The organism is Variovorax sp. J31P179, from assembly GCF_030316985.1.
Taxonomy (GTDB): domain Bacteria; phylum Pseudomonadota; class Gammaproteobacteria; order Burkholderiales; family Burkholderiaceae_C; genus Variovorax; species Variovorax ginsengisoli_B.
On record NZ_JASZYL010000005.1, the window covers coordinates 288,400 to 309,585 of the forward strand.

At 64.8% G+C, this 21,186-nt stretch carries 17 protein-coding genes; 11 read left to right on the forward strand and 6 right to left on the reverse strand.

The window, feature by feature from the left end; all coding sequences use genetic code 11:
• Positions 1-136: 136 nt before the first annotated feature.
• Complete coding sequence (gene slmA / locus QTI17_RS15225; protein ID WP_286534108.1) at positions 137-787, reverse strand: nucleoid occlusion factor SlmA; 651 nt, start codon at positions 785-787, stop codon at positions 137-139.
• A 122-nt stretch (positions 788-909) separates the two neighbouring features.
• Between slmA and galE the strand changes: the two genes are divergently transcribed.
• Positions 910-1,929 carry a UDP-glucose 4-epimerase GalE gene (gene galE / locus QTI17_RS15230; RefSeq protein ID WP_286534109.1) on the forward strand — a complete coding sequence of 340 codons (1,020 nt, stop codon included), beginning with the start codon at positions 910-912 and terminating at the stop codon, positions 1,927-1,929.
• Between the two features lie 15 nt (positions 1,930-1,944).
• On the opposite strand, the gene argB is transcribed toward galE, so the two are convergent.
• Together argB and QTI17_RS15240 are read right to left on the reverse strand one after the other, a co-directional pair.
• On the reverse strand, positions 1,945-2,838 hold the full coding sequence (argB, locus tag QTI17_RS15235; protein ID WP_286522163.1) for an acetylglutamate kinase: 894 nt from the start codon (positions 2,836-2,838) through the stop codon (positions 1,945-1,947).
• 57 nt (positions 2,839-2,895) lie between these two features.
• Positions 2,896-3,990, reverse strand: a complete 1,095-nt coding sequence (locus tag QTI17_RS15240) for an MraY family glycosyltransferase (RefSeq protein WP_286534110.1) — start codon at positions 3,988-3,990, stop codon at positions 2,896-2,898.
• Between the two features lie 44 nt (positions 3,991-4,034).
• Here QTI17_RS15240 and QTI17_RS15245 point away from each other — a divergent pair, with 44 nt between their 5' ends.
• Complete coding sequence (locus QTI17_RS15245) at positions 4,035-4,814, forward strand: glycosyltransferase family 2 protein (RefSeq protein ID WP_286534111.1); 780 nt, start codon at positions 4,035-4,037, stop codon at positions 4,812-4,814.
• On the opposite strand, the gene QTI17_RS15250 is transcribed toward QTI17_RS15245, so the two are convergent.
• Both QTI17_RS15250 and QTI17_RS15255 read right to left on the reverse strand, forming a co-directional pair.
• Positions 4,760-6,712 carry a glycosyltransferase family 2 protein gene (locus QTI17_RS15250; protein WP_503011054.1) on the reverse strand — a complete coding sequence of 651 codons (1,953 nt, stop codon included), beginning with the start codon at positions 6,710-6,712 and terminating at the stop codon, positions 4,760-4,762. The genes QTI17_RS15245 and QTI17_RS15250 overlap by 55 nt on opposite strands.
• Positions 6,713-6,818: 106 nt before the next feature.
• Complete coding sequence (locus QTI17_RS15255) at positions 6,819-7,811, reverse strand: glycosyltransferase family 2 protein (RefSeq protein WP_286534113.1); 993 nt, start codon at positions 7,809-7,811, stop codon at positions 6,819-6,821.
• 114 nt (positions 7,812-7,925) lie between these two features.
• Here QTI17_RS15255 and QTI17_RS15260 point away from each other — a divergent pair, with 114 nt between their 5' ends.
• From QTI17_RS15260 to QTI17_RS15280, 5 genes are read left to right on the forward strand one after another with little or no spacing between them, the layout of a single operon-like run.
• Positions 7,926-9,344 (forward strand): mannose-1-phosphate guanylyltransferase/mannose-6-phosphate isomerase, encoded by a 1,419-nt coding sequence (locus QTI17_RS15260; RefSeq protein WP_286534114.1) that lies wholly within the window; start codon positions 7,926-7,928, stop codon positions 9,342-9,344.
• A gap of 17 nt (positions 9,345-9,361) precedes the next feature.
• Positions 9,362-10,144 (forward strand): ABC transporter permease, encoded by a 783-nt coding sequence (locus QTI17_RS15265; RefSeq protein ID WP_286534115.1) that lies wholly within the window; start codon positions 9,362-9,364, stop codon positions 10,142-10,144.
• 2 nt (positions 10,145-10,146) lie between these two features.
• A complete protein-coding gene (locus QTI17_RS15270; protein ID WP_286534411.1) occupies positions 10,147-10,848 on the forward strand; it encodes an ABC transporter ATP-binding protein in 702 nt (233 codons plus the stop codon).
• Positions 10,845-11,651 carry a glycosyltransferase family A protein gene (locus QTI17_RS15275; RefSeq protein ID WP_286534116.1) on the forward strand — a complete coding sequence of 269 codons (807 nt, stop codon included), beginning with the start codon at positions 10,845-10,847 and terminating at the stop codon, positions 11,649-11,651. The genes QTI17_RS15270 and QTI17_RS15275 overlap by 4 nt, the downstream gene beginning before the upstream one ends.
• Positions 11,648-13,339, forward strand: coding sequence for a glycosyltransferase family 4 protein (locus QTI17_RS15280; protein WP_286534117.1), 1,692 nt, complete (start codon positions 11,648-11,650; stop codon positions 13,337-13,339). The genes QTI17_RS15275 and QTI17_RS15280 overlap by 4 nt, the downstream gene beginning before the upstream one ends.
• Here the strand turns inward: QTI17_RS15280 and QTI17_RS15285 are convergent.
• Positions 13,303-15,342: a glycosyltransferase family 4 protein gene (locus QTI17_RS15285; protein ID WP_286534118.1), complete on the reverse strand. Its 2,040-nt coding sequence runs from the start codon at positions 15,340-15,342 to the stop codon at positions 13,303-13,305. The genes QTI17_RS15280 and QTI17_RS15285 overlap by 37 nt on opposite strands.
• A 339-nt stretch (positions 15,343-15,681) precedes the next feature.
• On the opposite strand from QTI17_RS15285, the gene QTI17_RS15290 reads away from it, so the two are divergent.
• The 4 genes from QTI17_RS15290 (at position 15,682) to QTI17_RS15305 (ending at position 21,151) form a co-directional block, all read left to right on the forward strand.
• Entirely contained in the window at positions 15,682-16,986 is a 1,305-nt protein-coding gene (locus tag QTI17_RS15290) for an FkbM family methyltransferase (protein WP_286534119.1), read from the forward strand.
• A gap of 64 nt (positions 16,987-17,050) precedes the next feature.
• Positions 17,051-18,025, forward strand: a complete 975-nt coding sequence (gene rfaD / locus QTI17_RS15295) for an ADP-glyceromanno-heptose 6-epimerase (protein ID WP_286534120.1) — start codon at positions 17,051-17,053, stop codon at positions 18,023-18,025.
• A gap of 1 nt (position 18,026) precedes the next feature.
• Positions 18,027-19,460 carry a D-glycero-beta-D-manno-heptose 1-phosphate adenylyltransferase gene (gene rfaE2 / locus QTI17_RS15300; RefSeq protein WP_286534121.1) on the forward strand — a complete coding sequence of 478 codons (1,434 nt, stop codon included), beginning with the start codon at positions 18,027-18,029 and terminating at the stop codon, positions 19,458-19,460.
• Positions 19,457-21,151, forward strand: a complete 1,695-nt coding sequence (locus tag QTI17_RS15305; RefSeq protein WP_286534122.1) for an HAD-IIIA family hydrolase — start codon at positions 19,457-19,459, stop codon at positions 21,149-21,151. Before rfaE2 ends, QTI17_RS15305 begins: the two co-directional genes overlap by 4 nt.
• Positions 21,152-21,186 lie beyond the last annotated feature (35 nt).

Sequence of the window (21,186 nt, forward strand, 5' to 3'; positions counted from 1 at the left end):
CGTTCTACGATGAGGATCGGAGGAGCATTCTGTGGCAGAACCGGCCGGCTGCGAATAGGGCCTCTCTATGCCGCGCATAGCCGGATCGGGCATCGCGGCGCGACGCCCGGCGCGAGGCCACCGCCTCGCACGGTGTTCAGCTTGGCAGCATCAACGCCACCGAGGCATCGAGGTGCTCGGACGGCGCCCGGCGAAAGCCCGATCGCGCGAAGCGCTGCAGCCGCCCGACCACGAAGGCGGTCAGCGCCGAGGCGCGCACCTGCGCGTCCAGGGTGGGGGTGGCGGAGCCGTCGACCTGCGCCCCGTCGCGAAAGGACTGGCGCAGCGTGGCTTCGATCTTGTCGAAGAACTGGTTCATCCGGCTCTGCAGCCGCTCGTTCTCGAACACCAGCGCGTCGCCCACCATGACCCGGGTCATGCCGGGGTTCTTCTCGGCGAACTGGACCAGCATCGCGACGATGCGCGCGGCCTGCTCGTGGCCCGGGGCCTCGCGCTCGACGATCTGGTTGATTAGCGTGAACACGCTCTGCTCGATGAAATCGATCAGGCCCTCGAACATCTGCGCCTTGCTGGCGAAATGACGGTACAGCGCGGCCTCGCTGACCTCCAGCCGTGCGGCCAGCGCGGCCGTGGTGACGCGCTCGGCACCGGGCTGCTCGAGCATGGCGGCCAGGGCCTGCAGGATCTGCACGCGCCGCTCGCCCGGCTTGGGGCGCTTGCGCGTCGGTGCGGCCACCGGTTCTGAACTGCTTGTGGCGCCAGAGGCGCTCGGCTCGTCGTTCTGCATGGGCGCGTGCAAAATGTAAAAAAATGATTCTCGCACGGGAACGTTAGCGTGCGCCAACCGGGCAAGCCCTGTCTGTCGCGCAGAATCGACAAATCATTCACGCTTCCGACACAAGAAAGACCATGAGCGAAACGATTCTCGTGACCGGCGGCGCCGGATTCATCGGCAGCCACACCTGCGTCGCGCTGGCCGCTGCCGGCTATGCGCCGCTGGTGCTCGACAACTTCTGCAACAGCGATGCCCGGGTCTTCGAGCGGCTGGCGCGCATCATCGGCAGCCCGCCGCGCTTCGTGGAGGGAGATGTTCGCGACCGGGCCTTGCTGGATCGGCTTTTCGCCGAACAGCCGATCGCCGGCGTGATCCACTTCGCCGGCCTCAAGTCGGTCGGCGATTCGGTGGCCGACCCGCTCGCCTACTACGACAACAACGTGCACGGGAGTTTCGTGCTGGCGGCGGCAATGCAGGCCGCCGGGGTGCGCACGCTGATCTTCTCGTCGTCGGCGACAGTCTACGGCGAGCCGGATCACTCGCCGATCCCGGAAAACGCGCCACGCCGACCGGCCAATCCGTACGGCCGCTCGAAGCTGATGGTCGAAGAGGCGCTGGGCGACCTTCAGCGTTCGGATCCGACATGGCGGATTGCGCTGCTGCGCTATTTCAATCCCGTGGGCGCGCACGAGAGCGGGTTGATCGGGGAGCACCCGCAGGGACGGCCCAACAACCTGATGCCTTTCGTCAGCCAGGTCGCGGTGGGCCTGCGCGACAAGCTCGCGGTGCATGGCGGCGACTACCCGACGCCCGACGGCACCGGCGTGCGCGACTACGTCCACGTGATGGACCTGGCCGAGGGCCACGTGGCGGCACTGAGGCATGCCGAAAGCCAGCCAGGACTCGCCACGCTCAACCTGGGGACCGGCCGGGGAGCATCGGTGCTCGAGGTGGTGAAGGCTTTCGAGCGGGCCTGCGGCCACTCCATCCCCTACGAGATCGGCGGGCGCCGCCCCGGCGACGTCCCGGCCTATTGGGGCGATCCGGCACTGGCGCAAGCCACGCTCGGCTGGACGGCCCGCCGCGGCATCGACCAGATGTGCGCCGACAGCTGGCGCTGGCAGCAAGCCAACCCGCGGGGCTACGAAAGCTAGCCTCGCCCGGCCCCCTCAGCGGGCGCGGATCATCGTCCCGTAGGCTTGGTCGGTGAGGATTTCCAGCAGCATCGCGTGCGGCACGCGGCCGTCGATGATGTGGACCGCGTTGACGCCGCTCTTGGCGGCGTCGAGCGCGCCCTCGATCTTCGGCAGCATGCCGCCGGAGATGGTGCCGTCGGCGAACAGCTCGTCGATCTCGCGGGCGCTCAGGTCGGTCAGCAGCGTGCCGTTCTTGTCGAGCACGCCGGGGGTGTTGGTCAGCATCATGAGCTTTTCGGCCTGCAGCACGGTGGCCAGCTTGCCGGCCACGACATCGGCGTTGATGTTGTAGCTCTCGTTGTTCTCGCCGAAGCCGATCGGGCTCACCACCGGGATGAAGGCGTCGTCCTGCAGCGCCTTGACCACGCTCGGGTCGATCGAGACGATGTCGCCGACCTGGCCGACGTCGTGCTCGAGGTTGGGATCGTTGCGGTCGGCCATCTTGAGCTTCTGGGCCCGGATCAGTCCGCCATCGCGCCCGGTCAGGCCCACCGCCTTGCCGCCGGCCTGGTTGATCAGACCCACGATGTCCTGTTGAACCTCACCGGCGAGCACCCACTCGACCACTTCCATGGTCTCGGAGTCGGTCACGCGCATGCCCTGGATGAAGTGGCCGGTCTTGCCGAGCTTCTTGAGCGCCGCCTCGATCTGCGGGCCGCCGCCATGCACCACCACCGGGTTCATGCCGACCAGCTTGAGCAGCACCACGTCCTCGGCGAAGTCGGCCTGCAGCTCGGGGTCGGTCATGGCATTGCCGCCGTACTTGATGACGATGGTCTTGCCGTGGAACTTGCGGATGTAGGGCAGCGCCTGGGCCAGGATCTCGGCCTTGTCGCGCGGGGGGATGTTGAGGACGGGATCAGTCATGGCGAGCGATGGAAAAGACGAATTTCCGGATTGTGGCGGAACTCGGCGACGCCGAGGTTACGGCCGCAGCCAGCGCGGCACCTTGAACCGGACGATCATCAGGTAGGCGGCGACGTAAGTGGCCACGAACAGGACGCAGAAGGCGATCAGCACCAGCGTGTTGTTCCAGAACAGCACTGCCGGCACCACGGTCAGCGCCGCGAAGATCCACAGGTACGGCGAGGTGCGGTTGTTGCGCGCCAACAGCTGCCGGGCCTCGTCGTCGGCGAAGGCCACGCGCACGATGCGGCGGAAGATCAGCTGGTGGAAGTGCAGCGCGTCCGCCGTGCCCGGCGACTGGCCGCGCGCCATCTTGCGGTAGATCGAGAACAGCGTCTCCCAGACCGGGTAGATCAGCAGCAGCATCGGGAACCAGGGCGAGACCACGCGGTGCCGCTGCACCAGCGTGACGGCGGCGATGGCGATCACCATGCCCCAGACATAGGCGCCGCCGTCGCCGGCGAAGATCTTGCCGCGCGGATAGTTCCAGATGAGGAAGCCGAGCGTGGCGCCGACCAGGCAGATCACCATGGCGGCGAGCTGCCGGTCGCCGACCTGCAGCGCCACGTGCGAAATCGCCAGGCAGACCAGCACCGCCACCGTGCCGGCCAGGCCGTTGTAGCCGTCGATGATGTTGAAGGCGTGCGGCAGGCCGCCGATGGCCAGGGCGGCGAACACGATCGCGGCAAAGGGCATGGCCTGCAGCCAGCCGTCGACGGCCGGGATGCCGACCCGCGCGAGGCCCAGGTTCAGCACCCAGCACAGCAGCAGCGCCGAGCCGATGGTCAGGCTGAGCCGGTAGCGCACCGACACCTGCTGGGTCACGTCCTCGATGATGCCGCCGAGGACAGCCGGCGCGATGCACAGCAGCGTCAGCGTCGAGCTCTTGAGCGGCCACGACACATTGAACGGGTCCGAGCCGATGCCCGCGACCAGCCAGGCGACGCCGGTGCCGATGAAGATGCCGGCCCCGCCCAGCCGCGGCACGTGCCCCTTGTGGAAGCGCTGCGGCATGTCGGCGCCGTAGCGACGTGCATGCCGGCGGGCGCGGCGCATGAACAGCTGCACCGCGAAGGCGGAGAAGAGGAAGCTGATGACGATCAGGGCAATCATGGGGTGGTGTAGGGAACCCTAGAATTCCCGGACGAAATTAGACCATGCCGATGCCCCCCTCTTCCCCAGCCTCCATCACGGTGTCGATCGTGAGCCACGGCCAGCTCGACCTGGTGCGCCCCCTGATGGAGGAACTCGACCGCTTCAGCCGCGGCACGGTCGCCAAGGTGGTGCTGACGATCAACATCCCCGAGACCGACGCGCTGGCGGGCCTGCACTGGGGCTTCGAGGTCGAGCGGATCGAGAATCCGGCCCCGATGGGCTTCGGCGCCAACCACAACCAGGCCTTCGGCCACTGCGCGACGCCCTGGTTCTTGGTGCTGAACCCGGACATCCGCTTCGATCGCGACATCCTGGCGCCGCTGGTCGCCCAGGCGCGGCCGGACAGCGGCCTGCTGACGCCGCGCATCCTCGAGCCCGGCAAGGACGAGCCCGAGCAGCACCGGGCGATCATCACGCCGCACGAGATCCTGGTGCGCCGGCGGCCCGGCTACCAGCGCCCCGCGGTGCCGCACTGGATCCCGGGGCTGTTCATGCTGTTCCGCAGCGACGCCTACCGCGAGATCGGCGGCTTCGACGAGCGCTTCTTCATGTACGGGGAAGATTTCGACATCTGCGCCCGCACCCAGCTCGCGGGCTGGAAGCTGCAGGTGGCGGAAGACCTGCTGGCCCGGCACGACGCCCAACGCGCCAGCCGCACCAGCCACCGGCACCTGTACTGGCACGTGACCAGCCTGTTGAAGGTGTGGAGTTCGGCCGCGTTCTGGCGCTACCGGAGGCTGGTGGGTGGCGCCAGCGGCGGCACGCGCGGCGGCCAGGCGTAGCTGAAGTCCTCGAATATCAGTGTGAGGTTCGGGCTGTAGGCAGGATCTGCCGCCAGTGCCTCGCCCCAGCGCCGCTGCATGTACTGGCCTTCGGCGACGAAGCGTGCCTGCTTGTCCGCCGCGGCGTCATCGCCGCGCGTCGCCGACTCGTGGTGAATCAGCTCCGCATGCGGCGTCCAGACGTTCCGATAGCCCGCCTCACGCACACGCAGGCAGAAATCGACGTCGTTGTACGCGACCTGCAGGTGCTCTTCGTCGAGCCCTCCCACCGACCGATAGATGTCCTTGCGCACCACCATGCAGGCGGCAGTGACGGCGGCCAGCGACTGGACCACGACGGCGCGCTGGAAATGACCCGCATCACCCGACTGAAGGCGCTTGTGGGAATGCCCCGCGATGCCGCCGATCCCGAGGATGATCCCCCCGTGCTGGAGCCGCATGTCCGGGTACCAGAGCCGCGCGCCCACGGCGCCCACGCCGGGTTGCAGCGCGATGGAGACCATCTCCGAGAGCCAATCCGGCGAGATCACCTCGATGTCGTTGTTGACCAGGCCCACCAGTTCGCCACTGGCCGATTCGACGGCCGCGTTGTTGAGCGCCGAGTAGTTGAACGGCCGGTCGTCCCGGATGACGCGAACGCCCGGCTGCTGCCCGAGCTGGCGGAAATAGTCGAGCGCGGCCGGATCGTCCGATCCGTTGTCGACCAGGATGATCTCGTAGCGCGGATAGGTCGTCTTGCGCTGGATGCTCTCGATGCACTGCCTCACCAGTTCGACTGCATTCCGGGTCGGAATGATGAGTGACACCAGCGGCGGCGGATCAGGCAGCTCGTAGTGCACCCGGTAGCCATCGCGGGTGCATTCGGCCTTGGCGCGCACGCCGGTACGGGCGAAGTGCTCGTTCAGCGCCCGCGCGCCCGCCTCTTGGGCATAGGGCTTGGCCTCGATGGATGTGGCGGTGCTCGCGGCATGGACACGCCAGTGATAGAGCACCCTCGGAATGTGATGCACCTGTGCTGGGGCGACATGCTCGATGCAGCGCAGCACGAGGTCGTAGTCCTGCGCGCCTTCCAGCCCGACCCGGAAGCCGCCCACCTCCCGGACCAGATCGGTGCGCAAGGCCCCGAGGTGCGAGAAGATGTTCTGCGACCGGAACAGATCGAGGTTCCAGTCCGGCTTGAAGTTCGGCGCCGAGCGCACGCCCCGCCCGTCGATCTTGTCTTCGTCGGAGTAGATCAGGCGCGCGTTCGGGTGGCGGTCGATGGCGTCCGCCAGCCAGAACAGGGCGTGCTCGGCAAGCAGGTCGTCGTGATCCATGAGGGCGATCCAGGGTCCGGCGGCCAGTTCGAGCGCACTATTCGACGCAGCGGAAATATGCCCGTTGCGCGGCCTGAAGACAACCTTGATGCGAGCGTCGAGCGCGGCGTACTCCTTCAGCAAGGCGCGCGTCGCCTCGCTCGGCGATGCGTCATCGGCGATGCACAGCTCCCAATGCGGATAGATCTGCCGGCGCACGGATTCGATCGCTTCGCGCAGCCAGCTCGGGTCGACGTCGTAGACGGGCATGACGACCGAGATCAAAGGCGTGTTGCCCATGGACGCGATGCGCTCCCGCATCGCGGCACGCAGGCTGTCGGTCGGCGTGTCGTAGCGCTTGACCCATTCGCTGTAGTGCTTGCGATCCAGGGTATCGGCATCCGCCATGCGCGGCGGGCCCTCGCCGCGCACGAGGATGCCCACCGAGGTCTTCAGCCCTCGCCAACCGGACCGCCTGAAGATCAGCCAGCTCCGCCCCAGCATGCCGCTCACGCCGCCACCCTTGTAGATCGCCGCGGGCAGAACCTGGGCCATCCGCCAGGCACGACGGGCCTGCGCGGCCAAGGCGGAGGTGATGGACATCCGTTCAGGCCTTCCAGAGGTGGCGGATCACAACCGTCGAGGGTCTGGACGCGGGAATGGGGTCGTCTTTCTTGTTGTCGTGCATCGGGCGCGGCCAGGTGGTTTTTCAAACGGATTCGAACAGATCGCGGACAACGCCGCGCACGCCGCGGCCGAACTTTTCGTAGCGACCGGTCATGGCCTCGCGCAGCACGGGCAGGCAGCGTGCCACCCGCGACGCCGGCAACGCGGCCCGGAAATGCTGGTGCTCGATCTTGTCACGCAGCTTCTGGATGGTAGCCGGAGCGACCTGGTCGCCCAGCGACAGGAGCCGTTCGAGCAGCAGTTCGGCCTTCCGGGCCCGCTCGTGGTGGGTGGTGCCACGCGACGCCAGGGCCTTGCGGACCTTGCCCATGAAACTGTCGCGGCGGGCGCCGATCTGGTTGCTCTCGTGCTGCCGGTAGTCGATCAGCGATTCTTCGAGCATGTCGACCTGGCCGATCGCGGCGGCGACGATGCCCAGCCACTCGTCGTGCAGCCACTCCCTGGGGAAAGGCGCGGCCCGCACGAGCAAGGAACGCCGGAACAAGGTGGTCGCGCCAGTCACCAGGTTGCGCCGCAGGAAGACGTCGAAAGCGCGACCACCATGGATCCAGGCGCGCTCGAAAGGCTTGGCCTCCAGCGCATGGAACAGCGATTGGCCGAGATCCTGGAGGGCACCGTCAACCAAGCGGGCGTCGGTGTGAAGCAGCAGCAGGTCCGGGCGCCGGCCGAACTCGGCCACCATCCGTGCCAGGCGCTCCGGATGCCAGACGTCGTCCTGGTCGCTCAGGGCGATCAGGTCGCCGGTGCAAGCGCTGGCGGCCTGTTCGAAATTCTTGGTGACGCGCAGGGCCTTGACGTTGCGGATCGGCCGCAAGCGGATCGACAGGCCGGGACGCTCGGAATGGCAGGCATTGAGAGCGGCCTGCGCCAACTCGACGCAGCCGTCGGTGGAGGCGTCGTCGGACAGGACGATTTCCGAGGGCGGCTGGGTCTGGAGGCAGATGCTGCGGATCTGCTCGCCGATGTAGCGGGCGCCGTTGTGTGTGCAGAGGGCGACGGAGACGGAGAGGGTCATGGGGCTGCGGAATCGGGGGGGGGCGGTCGCGGGACAATCCCGAAGATCGCTGCGTTCTCAGGCTGACCGGGTCGGCCCGCTAAAATTATCGCCCGTCCAGATACCAGGAAAAAAATGCGCTTGCTTTCAGTTGTGCTCTCGGGAGGCGCAGGCTCCCGCCTGTGGCCCGCCTCGCGCCAGGCTTTTCCGAAGCCCTTCATGAAGTTGGGGGGCTCGACCCTGCTCCAGCAAGCCGTGGAGAGGGGTCAGGCGTGCGGCACCGGCGATCTGATGATCGTCACCAACAAGGACCACTTGTTCCTCACCAAGGACGTGCTGCGGCAGATGGCCGACCCGCCCGAAGCGACGCTGCTGCTCGAACCCAAGGGTCGCAACACCGCACCCGCCATCGCGCTGGCGGCGCTCCAATGCATCAAGCAGTTCGGTGGCGACACCGTGATGCTCGTGCTGTCGGCCGACCATCTGGTGCCGGACGTCGAGGCCTTCGTCGCCAGTGCCAGTCAGGCCTTCCGGCTCGCCACGCAAGGCAACCTGGTCGTCTTCGGCATCAGCCCGACCAGCCCCGACACCGGTTTTGGCTACGTGGAGGTGGAGCATGTGTCGCGTGAAAGCCAGCGGGCCAAACGCTTCGTGGAAAAGCCCGACCTGCAAACTGCACAGGAGTACCTCGCGACCGGGCGCTACTATTGGAACAGCGGCATGTTCTGCTTCACCGCGGACGCGATCGTCTCGGCCTTCGAGCGGCACGCACCCGAAGTGCTTGCCGGCGCCCGCCACGCGCTCGATTCGTCGACGACGACCGAAGATTCGATCCAGTTCGATCTGCATGCCTTCGGCCTGCAGCCGGACATCAGCATCGACTACGCCGTCATGGAGAACGCCGACAACGTCCACGTCGTGCCGGCCAAATTCAGCTGGAGCGACGTGGGGTCCTGGCCCTCGGTGGCAAGGGCGCACAACCCCGACGCGAGCGGCAACACCATGCCGCCGAACGTGGTGGCCATCGATACGACCGGCACACATGTCCAGGTGGACAGCCACAGCCCGAAGGTGGTAGCCACACTCGGCGTGCACGACCTCGTGATTGTGGATACACCGGACGCCTTGCTGGTCGCCCACAAGAGCAGCGCCCAGGACGTCAAGCGGATCGTCGATACGCTGAAGGCTCGTGAGAGCGAGACCGTCAATCTGCCCGCGGTGGTCCATCGGCCGTGGGGAACCTACGCGTCCCTCAAGGAGGAAGAAGGCTACAAGGTCAAGCGCATCACGGTCAAGCCGGGCCAGGCGCTTTCCCTGCAGTACCACCATCAGCGTGCCGAGCATTGGGTCGTCGTGCAGGGCACGGCCATCGTGCAGGTCGGCGAAGTGGAGCACAGGACCCTGCCCGGCGAGTATCGCTACATCCCGCTCAAGGAGAAGCATCGATTGACCAATGTCGGCAAGGACGAACTGGTGCTCGTCGAAGTGCAATGCGGCGAATACCTGGGCGAAGACGACATCGTGCGGCTCGCCGACACGTACGGGCGGGTATGAGCCAGGCACATTCCAATTTGCATCGCAGTGCATGGGGCGACTGGTGGGAAGGCACCCGTCGCACCGACATCTGGTGGACGCTCGCCTGGTTCGACATCGTTCTTCGCTATCGCCGTTCCATGCTGGGCCCGCTGTGGCTCACGCTGAGCATGGGCGCGATGATCGGCGGCATGGGGCCGCTCTACAGTTCGCTGTTCGGCACCGAGCTGTCGAAATTCTTCCCCCACCTGGCGCTCGGCATCATCTTCTGGGGCTTCTTCTCCAGCATGGTGACCGACTCGTGCAATGCCTTCATCGGCTCGGGCAACTATCTCAAGCAGGGCTACTTTCCGATCAGCCTCTTCGTCTGGCGAAGCATGGCGCGCAACCTGATCCAGTTCGGCCATCAGGTCGTGCTGTACATCCCGGTCGCACTGTGGGCCGGCATCACGCTGTCGTGGAGTTCGCTCCTGTTCATACCGGCCTTCCTGCTCGTGCTCGTCAACGCGCAGGCGGTTGGCATCGCGCTCGGCCTGGTTTGCACCCGATTCCGGGACGTGACGCAGATCGTGACCAGCGTGATGCAGATGCTGATGTTTCTGACGCCCGTGTTCTGGCTGCCGTCGAGCTTGCCCGGCCGCGCCAAGTACATCCTCTGGAATCCTTTCGCGCAAATGCTCGAACTCCTTCGCACGCCGCTCATGGGCGGCGTCGCGGAGAGCCACAACTGGTGGGGGATTCTCGCCTGGACTGCGGCGACTCTGATCGTGTCGAGCCTGCTCTTTGCGAAGTACCGCCGTCGCGTCGTCTACTGGCTCTGAATATGGCTTCGATTTCCCTCAAGAACGTCTCCGTCAACTTTCCTATCTACGGTGCGGGAGCGGCATCCTTCAAGAAGACGCTGGCCGCCTCTGTCACCGGCGGTCGATTCGGCAAGGAAACCGGCGTCAACGTGGTCCAGGCGCTCAGCGGCATCAACATCGAACTCAGGAGCGGCGACCGGCTGGGCCTGGTCGGCCACAACGGTGCGGGCAAGTCCACCTTGCTGCGAACGCTCGCGGGCGTCTACGAGCCTTCCGCGGGAGAATTCGTGCGCCAAGGCACGGTGTCGAGCCTGATCGACCCATCTCTGGGCATCGAACCCGACGCCACCGGCATCGAGAACATCATGCTGCGCGGGCTTGTCATGGGCATGAGCAAGAAACAGATCGATGCGCTCACTCCAGAGATCTGCGAGTTCAGCGGTCTTGGCGAGTACGTCAACATGCCGGTGCGGACCTATTCCACCGGCATGCTCATGCGCCTGGCGTTCTCGATCTCCACCAGCGTCGAAGCCGACATTCTCCTGATGGACGAATGGTTGTCCGTCGGTGACGCGGAATTCACCGAAAAGGCTGAAAAGCGCATGAAGGACGTAGTCGCGAAGTCCGGCATCCTGGTGCTGGCCTCGCATTCGCCTGACCTGATCGCCAAGGAGTGCAACCGAGTGATTCACATGGAGCACGGACGCATCGTCGAAAAATGAGCCTGCTTACGCTCCGAAAGCAGGCCCGCGCGGCGCTGCTGGCGCGCTTCCCTCGATTGCATGCTCGATTGAGGGACTGGGTGCGATCGGGGCGCCGAACCGGCTCGCGGCTCGATTCGCGACGGGTGAAATTCACCGGCCATGTCCATGCGCCGTCGGACCTGCATCCCGTGCTGTCGGATCCCGACCTCCTCGTGCTGGCGCGCCCGAAGGCCGTTTTCCTCGAGCCCCAGACTCTGCTGGGCGCTCATTCAAGCGAAAATCTCGATCCGGTCGTCGAGATGAACCAGATCCGCCAGAGTCCGGCTTCGGTCTGCTTCGTGGTGCCGGTTCGCGGATCCAGCCGCACCTCGCTGGAACAGGTGTTGCAGTCCGCGTTGCGCCAGACGGATGCCAGTTGGGAGCTTCTCCTGTGCTGCACGTCCGAGAACGCGGAAGCGGTCGCCGAATGGCTGGATATCGACTGGCGGGTGAGACGGGTCGAGATGGCAGCCCTGGACACCGAGTCACAGCTCCTGAAGGCTGCTGCAATGTACGCGACCACAGAATTCATCATCCTGCTGCCCGACGGCGAAGTCGATGACGATTTCGTGCGCGCACTGGGCGAGATGCTCGCGCAGTCGCCCGAGCTGGACGTGGTTCATGCGGAGGCAGCGCACTCCGCCCGGCACTTCGCTGCCGTGCGCAAGCGCTTGCTGCTCGCCGTTCAAGCATCCATGGGGCCGGAAGCGGCGACGGCGGAAGACCAGTTGCTGCGGGCCGCCATCGCAAAGGCCCGGTCGGTCGGGCACATCCATCCATGACCGAGGTCGCCAAGCTTTCCGAGCAGGGCTATCTCGAAACGACGCGGCGTCTCGAAGCCGAGGCTCGTCACTTCGCGACGGAAACCGGACTCGACTGGGACGCCGTGATGCGACCAGGTCAGGACCGGCACACGCCGGCCCGACAAGCGCTGACGGTGCTCGCCGCGGGATTGTTCGACGAGGCTTTCTACGTCTCTACGTATCCCGACATCCTGTCCTCCGGCATTCGGCCGCTGACCCACTACATCCGTTCGGGCGACGCCGAAGGTCGGCGCCCCAATGCCGTCTTCGACCCCAATTTCTATCGATCGCAGTTCGACGCGGGTGAACCGCGCGCGGTCTCGGCGCTCTATCACTATGCGGTGTTCGGCGAAGCGCTCGGGCTGAAGGCTTCGGGCGCTTTCTCTCCGCGGCGATACCTTCGATCCAACCCCGATCTGCAAGCCTGGCTCGACAAGCCGCTGACGCACTATCTTCAGCTGGGTCGGCAGGCGGGGCTCATGATCGACCGGCGAGAGCGGCTGACCGACGGGCAGAAAGTCAATTTTCGACGCGATTCGCTCTCGCCCGTTCGGGAGCGCATCGCCTTGACCGAGGGCGTGAACGTCATCGGTCCGCTGGACAGGGTATCGGGTCTGGGCGTCAGTGCGCGCGGCTATCTCGACGGACTGCGCCTGGCCGGGGTGGGGCCGATCGGCTGCCGCGTCCAGCAGAGGGAGTTCACGATCCAGTCGAGCGATGAGGCCGCCCCCGCCTTTCCCCCGTTTCTCCCGCATGCGCCGGTGAACATCGTGCACATGAATGGAGACACATTGCAGGCGATGATCGCCCACGGAGGGGACGAACTCTTTCGCGAGCGATACAACATTGCCGTGTGGTACTGGGAGTTGCCGACATTGAGGCCCGAATGGCAGGCATCGATGAAGTACTTTCAGGAATTCTGGGCGCCGACGCCATTCATCTTCCGAATGCTCCGGCAATCGACCGCCAAGCCGGTACGTCTGCTCCCCCCGTATCTCGCCTACCTGCGCGGGTTGCAGCGCCAGCAGGCAAACCCCGAACAGACTCGTTTCGTCTATTGCTTCGACGCCAATAGCGTTCTGGAAAGAAAGAACCCAGCTGCGCTGGTCGACGCCTTCCAGCTCGCCTTTCCGAAGCGATCGACAACCCCGGCGACGCTGACCCTCAAGATCACATATCCGAATCGAAGCATCGCCGAGGTCGACTATTTGTATCGAATGGCTGCGGACGACCCGCGCATCACGATCATCGACCATCTGCTCTCGGACGCCGATCTGCACCAACTGATTCGCTCCGCCTCCGCGTACGTCTCGCCCCATCGATCGGAAGGGCTGGGCCTGACCGTGATCGAAGCCATGGGTGCCGGCGTCCCTGTCGTTTCGACTGCCTTCGGCGGCGTCGATGCGTTCGTCGACCCGGCCACGGCCTATTCGCCGGCATACCGGTTGGCCGAGTTGGAGGATGACTACCCCCCCTATCCGCGTGGCTTCGTGTGGGCCGACCCGGAGGTGAGTTCCCTCGCCGAACAATTGGCCGCTGTCTGTCGCAATCCCCGCGAAGCGCAGCGAAGGGCCGGCATCGCGCAAGATAGAGTGCTCAGGTATTTTTGCTCGCCCGAGTTGGTCGAACGCTACGAGGGCGAATTGCGACGCATCGCACGGCCCTGACTGCGCAGCCCCTCGATCTCCTCGAGGCGCGCCTTCATCCTCAGCCCCGCCGCGTCCAGGGACAATTGAGACTGCGCACTCGCCCTCGCGCGAGCGCCGATCTCGCGTGACCATTCCCGGTCATCGAACACCCGACGCATGTATGTCGCCGCATCGTCCAGGGACGGCTCGGCCCATTCGAGGTCGGCGGTGTAGGGAGGGATGGATTTGCCCACCTTCACGAGCTCGAATGGCACGAGCAGGCTGTTGCCGTCGTCCATGAAATCCACATTGCCCGAGAAACCGGTGGCGATCACGGGCTTGCCGAGCAGCATCGCCTCTGCCATCGTCAGCCCCAGACCCTCGCTGCGATGGAGCGACACGTAAGCGTCGCAGGCATTCATCAACGAAAGAACCTCATCGGGGCTGAACACCTGATCGATGACCGTGATGTTCGCGCCCGCAGCGGCTTCGCGCAGCCTCTTGAGTTCCGCGGGCTGCCTGTCGCCGAACACCGTCTTCAACACCAGTGAAACCCTCTCCTCCTTGCGAAAGGCCATCTTGAAGGCACGAATCAACCCCAGTGGGTTCTTGCGCTCCATGACGCTCATCATGTGAAAAGTGAAGAGAAACGTGTAGTGGTCGTCCTTCAACCCGAAGTCCGAGAGCTTGCGCACCTCGAACGGATTCAGCCTCACACCCGGGAACAACCTGTGCACCGGCACGGACAAGCGCTCTCGCAAACCGCGCGCGATGAAATCCGTGGCGGTCCAGACTTCGTCGACCTGCTTCCCGACCTCGATCCAGCTGTCGGGAATCGAGTCGAATTCCCAGTACCAGTAGCCGATCCTGTAGGTTCTTGGCGAGCGCTCGGCCAGATCCGCCCTGATGTAAGCCTCGGGAAAGTAGGGCTCGGGCTGCGTGTGGATGAGGGTGATGCCGTGCCATTCGGGGCCATCGAAGCGCGCGTGGAAGGGGTCGTCCTTGACATCCGTTCTGATGTCGCGCAGCGAGCTTTCCACTCCGACGCGCGCCAACGCCGCCGTGATCGATTCGACCGAGACACGGACGCCGGACGGATGACAAAAATGGCCGATGATGTTCACCCCCGGCTTGACCAATGCCGCCGCCACGGCCCCGACGTCCAGAGCGCAGCACCATTCCCTCGCCGTGGCGGGCAAATCGGCCTCCGGATCGGCAGCCAGCCATTCGAGCAATGCCTCGGCTTTCGACCCATCGGAGGTCGCGCCGGGATGTCGCGCCTGCCACGCGGTGTTGGCAACGTAGCCGATGTGGACCTGTTGCGCGGGCGCATAGAAGTCGGGCGGTCGCCCTGCATCGACCCATTGCGAGCTGGCGCCGAAATGCCTGACAAACCACCGAGCAAAATCGGCCCATCCGAAAACGGTGAGCGCAGCCGGAAACTGTCGTTGCCAATCCGGGGTGAACAGGTAGGCGCGGATCAATTCCAGCCGGGGATTCTCGGCCGCCTGCAGGAACAGCCAGACGATCTCCTCCCGCCGCAACTGGGCGTCGACCTCCGTCAACGCATGTCGCATGAACCACCGGAAAAGACCGTACTGGCCTGCTGGCGTCAGCCCGTGGGGCAACACTTGTCTGACGACTTGGTTGGCCAGGAAGGCCTGCCGCGCCCGCGCGGCGAAGTCGTCGGAAAAGAGCCCAAGGACATGAGGAAGCGATTGGGCATCCAGGCCCGACGCCCGCAATCCTTCATCGCTTTGCAGCCAGGCCGGAAAGGGGCTTTCCCCGCCCGACTCGGAGAACGCAGCTGGAAACCTCAGGTACAGGTCCGGACGGCTGCGCAGCAAGGCGATGCAAAAGCGTGCGGCCGTCCACTTGTCGGTCACCTCCGCGGCGCCGACGGGGTCTCCGAGGACCTCCTGGAGCGGCGCAGCTGCCGACTCGGCGAAGATGGCGTCGCTGCCCAGTTCCAAGCGTGGCATCGGCGCCACAGTCACGCCCGATCGCAATGCTTCCAGGCGCAAACGCTCTGTTTCGATCAAGGAGGCCAGTTCCTGTTCCCTCGTCTCCCTGGCGGCCCGTTCCCTGAGGAAACGCAGCCGGTCAGGCATGCGCCATGGCGTCAGCAGCCAAAAGGCGGCTTTGGGGACCCTTCGGACCGATCGGCGCAGAGAATCAAGCCCTGTCATCTTGTTGCACTTTCACCAGCAAACGTAACTTCATCGGATCGTGGGGATTCCGTGGGGGGCAATCATGCCCAAGAACAAGGCACGCCCAGCTCGTAAAATGCGAAATACCCGCCAAACGAGTGCATATTTTCCGGAACAGCCGCGGCTGAGCCCGCCCCCGATCAAGCCGCCCTTGCACTTCCATGAGAGCCCATGACGTTCATTTCCTACGCGCAAAACTTTGAAGACGTCATGCTATGGCGAGCGCTCAAGCATGTACCGGGTGGAACTTATATCGACGTCGGAGCCCAGGATCCCATCGTCGATTCGGTCAGCAAGGCGTTTCACCAGAATGGCTGGCGCGGCATCCATGTCGAACCGGTTCCGCGCTACGCAGAGATGCTGCGGCAAGATCGCCCGGATGAAACGGTGCTGCAGCTGGCGCTGTCGGACAAGGCGGGCACCCTCGACCTCCATGTGTTCGAGGACACCGGCCTGAGCACGGGGGTCCAGGAAATCGCGGACAGTCACCGCACCTTGCAGCACCGCGCGCACAGCATCGTCCCCACGCCGATGCTGCCCATGAGGACAGCCTTCGAGTCGCTTGCGGGACAGCCCGTGCACTGGCTCAAGATCGACGTCGAGGGGCTGGAGGAAGCGGTACTGCGCGGCTGGGACAGCCGGGCGCTGCGGCCTTGGATCATCGTCATCGAGGCGACCGTTCCGATGTCGGCGGAAGTCCGCTTCCAAGGGGCCGAGGACATCCTGCTGGCCGCCGACTACGAATTCGTCTATTTCGACGGACTCAATCGCTTCTACGTCGCCAAAGAGCATCCCGAACTGAAGGCTGCCTTCGCGACGCCGCCCAACGTGTTCGACGAGGTGCGCCTCAGCGGGTTGGCCAGTTCCGAACTGTGCAGGGGTTTGCTGGAGACGCATCGCGCCGAGACGGACAGGCTCGAGGAGGCGCATCGCGTCGCGATGAGAGCGCTGGAGCAACGCATCAAGGCACTGCGGAATCGAGTCCTCGAAGTGGAAGCCGCTACGCAGCGCGAAAGGCGGGCACTCGAAGAGCAGGCCCGGCGCGACGGGCAGACCACGGCGGCTGCGCTGCAGTCGAGCGAACAGCAGCGCAGCGCGGTTCAGCATCGACTCGATGCGATGCTGAACAGCACGTCCTGGCGCATCACGGCGCCCATTCGAAAGATCGGCTCGACGCGCCGGCGATTGCTGTCCGCGGTCCGGGAGGGGCGCTTGACGAGCGGCATCAAGCGCCGAATCAAGGCCGTCCTGCGCTCGTGCGCCCTCGCGGTGGTGCGGCACCCGACGCTCAAGCGCGGCGTCCTGGCGTGCCTGCGCGCGGTTCCGCCCTTGCACCTGCGCGTGTGCCAGCTGCTCGTTCCGCCGCCCGCCGCAGCGCACGTTGGCAGTCCACCGCTGAACGAGACCTTGCCGACGATGTCCCCCGCAGCGCATGCGATCTACCTCGCCCTCAAGGCGGCCACCGGACGCGAATGACCGCGCGCCGAGTTCGCGCCGCGGCCAAGCCCTATCCCACAGCACATCGCTCGGAGTACAGCAAATGATCATCGTCACTGGAGCGACAGGCTTCATCGGATCGAATCTCGTCGCCAGCCTGAATCAGTCAGGACATACCGACATCGTCATCGTCGACTGGCTGGGAACGGGCGAGAAGTGGAAGAACATCGCCAAGCATCGCTTTGTCGAGTTCGTATTTCCCGAGGACTTTGCCGAATTTCTCGCGAAGACCACCGCCGGGGTGGAGGCCGTTTTCCACCTTGGGGCGATTTCTGCCACGACGGCCACCGACGGCGACGAGATCGTCAGAAGCAATATCCAGTTCTCGATGAATCTCTGGAAATGGTGCGCGGCGAAACAAGTCCCCTTCTTCTACGCATCGTCGGCCGCGACCTATGGCGATGGCAAACAAGGCTTCGACGATACCGGCGACATCGCGCTGCTGCAGCCACTCAACCTCTATGGCTGGTCCAAGCAGGCCTTCGATCGTTGGGCGCTCGGCCAGGCGGACAAAGGTTCTGCTCCGCCCCGATGGGCCGGCTTCAAGTTCTTCAACGTCTACGGTCCCAACGAGTACCACAAGGCCGACATGATGAGCATCGTGGCGAAGAACCACGCGCGCGTGGTGGCAGGACAGTCGATCCAACTGTTCAAGTCGCATCGCCCCGATTTCAAGGACGGCGAACAGCTGCGGGATTTCGTCTACGTCAAGGACTGCTGCAAGGTGATGTCCTGGTTCATGGAGAGCCCGCGGCAGAACGGCATCTACAACCTCGGGACCGGGTCGGCGCGTTCCTTTCGCGACCTCATCGAGGCCGTCGGAACCGCATGCAGCGTCAAGCCCGACATCCAGTACGTTCCCATGCCCGAGAACCTCCGCGGCAAGTACCAGTACTTCACGCAGGCAGCCATGCTGAAGCTGCGCGCCGCGGGCTACGACGCGGCCTTCCATTCACTGGAGGAAGGCGTGACCGAATATGTCCAGGGCTACCTCAACAATGCCGACCAGTTCGCCTGAGATGCAGCAACCCTCTTCCTCTCCTGCAAAGCCGCGCATCCTCGTCGTCGGCGACATGATGCTGGACCGCTATGTCATCGGGGAGGTGTCGCGGATCTCGCCCGAGGCGCCGGTCCCCGTGCTGGCGGCCCGTCACGACGAAAACCGCCCAGGCGGCGCAGCGAACGTGGCCGCCAATATCGCATCCATGGGCGGGCAGGCGACGCTACTTGCGGTCGTCGGGCCGGATGCCGCCTCGATCGAACTCGAAAAATGCCTCCATGACTACGGGGTCCAGACTCTCTTCCTCAAGCATCCCCTCGCCGGCACGACCCAGAAAACGCGCCTTGTGGTGGGCTCGCAGCAGATCGCCCGCGTCGACCGCGATGTCCGTCCGACGCCCGAGATGCAAGCCAAGCTGCTGAGCGAATTCCTGCGGATCGCCCCGACCTACGATCTGATCGTCTTTTCGGACTACGCCAAGGGCTCCCTGGACCGCCTGCCGGAGTTTCTCGCCGCCGCGGCCGAACGAAAGATTCCGACCCTGGTCGATCCCAAGCGCACGGACAGTTCGTTCTATCGGGGTGCCTACCTCCTGAAACCCAACCACAACGAGTTCGTCGGCCTGTTCGGCGCCTACACCTCGGACGACGAACTCGTCGCGCAAGCGCGCGCTGCGCTTGCAGCATTGCAATTGCGGCATTTGGTGGTCACACGTGGCGCCAAAGGCATGGCCGTCGTCAGTGCCGACGGGCGCGCCCACTTCGTTGCGACGAAGGCGCGCGATGTTTTCGATGTGTCGGGCGCGGGAGACACCGTCCTGGCCGCGCTGGCCGTGGACCTGGCCGACGGGCGGTCGATTTCGGACGCCGTCCACGCTGCCAACGTCGCTGCCGGCGTGGCGGTGTCGCACGCCGGCACTTACGTGGTCAGCAAGCGGGAAATCGATGCCGAGCATTTGAAAGCCTGGGGCAGCGACTCGAAGGTCCTGACGCCACAGCAGTTGCACTCGGTGCTCGTCGACCTTCGCCTCAAGGGCCAAAGGATCGTATTCACCAACGGCTGTTTCGATCTGCTCCATCCGGGGCACGTACGATTGCTGAAAGCCGCGAGAGCCCTGGGGGACACGCTCATCCTCGGGCTCAACTCCGACGCTTCGATACGTGCGCTCAAGGGCCCGGAGCGTCCGGTGAACCCTTTCCTTCATCGGGCAGAGGTGCTCGCGGGGCTGGCGGCCGTCGACTATGTCGTCGAATTCGACGCGCCCACACCCCTGGAACTCATCAAGGCGATCCTGCCCGACACACTGGTCAAGGGCGGGGACTACCCTGTCGCGGAGATCGTCGGCTATGAAGTGGTGACCGAGCGCGGCGGCAGCGTGGTCGCCCTCGATTTCCACGATGGGTATTCGACAACCAAGATGATCGAGAAGATCGGCCGGCCGGGACTTACTTGAATTCAGATAACAGCTTCGAGCGATTGCGGGCCCTGACTTCGAATTGGCTCAGCCGCGACGCCCTGCCCCTGTGGATCGGCGACGGCTTCGACCGGGAATTGGGTCTCTTCCACGAAAGACTCGATTTCTCGGGGCGACCGATTCCCTCGCTGCCTCGCCGCCTCATGGTGCAGTGCCGTCAATTGTATGTACTCACTCACGCAACGTTGCGCGGCATCCGCGACGAACGCGCCCTGATCGACCGGACCTGGAAGCAGATCGTCCGGCACTACTATCGGCCAGACCTGGCGCATCGCTGGGTGTTCTCGATCGATACCGATGGTGGTGTTCACGACCCGAAATGCGATGCCTATACGCTCGCGTTTCTGCTTTTTCTGCTGGCCTGGCTTCACCGCCTTGAGCCCAGGCCGACGTACCTGGCCCTAGCCGACGAGATCTTCGACGTGCTGGATGGATCGCTCTCTGCGCCGGCTGGCGGCGTGGTGGACGCCTGGCCGAGGCCGGACGCATTCGTTCGCCAGAACCCGAACATGCATTTGCTGGAGGCCTGCCTGGCCCTCTACGAATCGGCCGGGAGGCCCCAGGATCTGTCGCGGGCCGAGGCCATCCAACGGGTCTTTTCCACCCGGATGATCTGGCGACGCCAGCGCGCGCTGCCCGAACAGCACGACGATGAATGGAATGCCGAAGGCATCGAAGCCGGGTGGTACGAACCGGGCCACCATTTCGAGTGGGTATGGCTTCTGAGGCGCCTCGCCAGGTTCACCGGCAAGACCGTGGATCAGGACGTCGAGTTGCTGCTGTCGCGCGCGCTGAGCGAAGGCATCGACGCGGCGAGCATGGCCGTGGAGCGCGTACAGATCCTGAGCGGCGAGTCGGTCCCGACGCGACGCCTATGGGGGACCTGCGAATACCTCAAGGCATGTGCCGCCGAGGCAGAAGCCGATCCGGTGGCCGCGCCCGCCTGGCGGGACCGGGCCGCCTCGGCGTTGCGATCGTTGCACCGCACATTCCTGGCCGCGCCCAGGCATGGGCTTTGGGTCGATCGCGTCGATGCTTCCGACCGCCCCCTGTCGAAAGACGTCCCGGCCAGCAGCCTCTATCACCTGATGCTCGCCATCGCGGAATGCGAGCGTGTGTTTGGACGCGTTGCACCGGACATCGAATCGCCCGCCAACGGAGGCGCACTGTTCCTGGACCGCGATGGCGTCATCAATGTAGACACCGGCTACCCAAGCAGACCGGAACAGATCACCTTCATCGAAGGTGCGGCGCAAGCCATTTCCGAAGCCAAGGCCGCCGGCTACCGCGTGGTCGTGGTGACCAATCAATCAGGTGTGGCGCGCGGCTATGCGAGCGAAGCAGATGTGATGAATTTGCATCGGTGGATGTCTGCTAGACTCAAGGAGCAAGGTGCAACAGTCGATGCCTGGTATCACTGTCCTTTTCACGAACGTGGAAGTGATGAAGCCTACGCATACACCGACCATTTCGATCGCAAGCCGAATCCTGGCATGCTGAAGCGGGCAGCATGCGAAATGGATATCGATCTGGCGCTGTCATTGATGATTGGCGACAAGAACTCGGATCTTTTCGCCGCCCAGCGCGCGGGCGTAGCGGGGCACCTCTTCAAGGGGGGCAATCTCGCCGCCTTCGTCAAGCAGGTCTTGCGCACTGCCAAGCCCCTCTGATATTCAATGCACGAGCTATTTCCTTAAGAAAACCC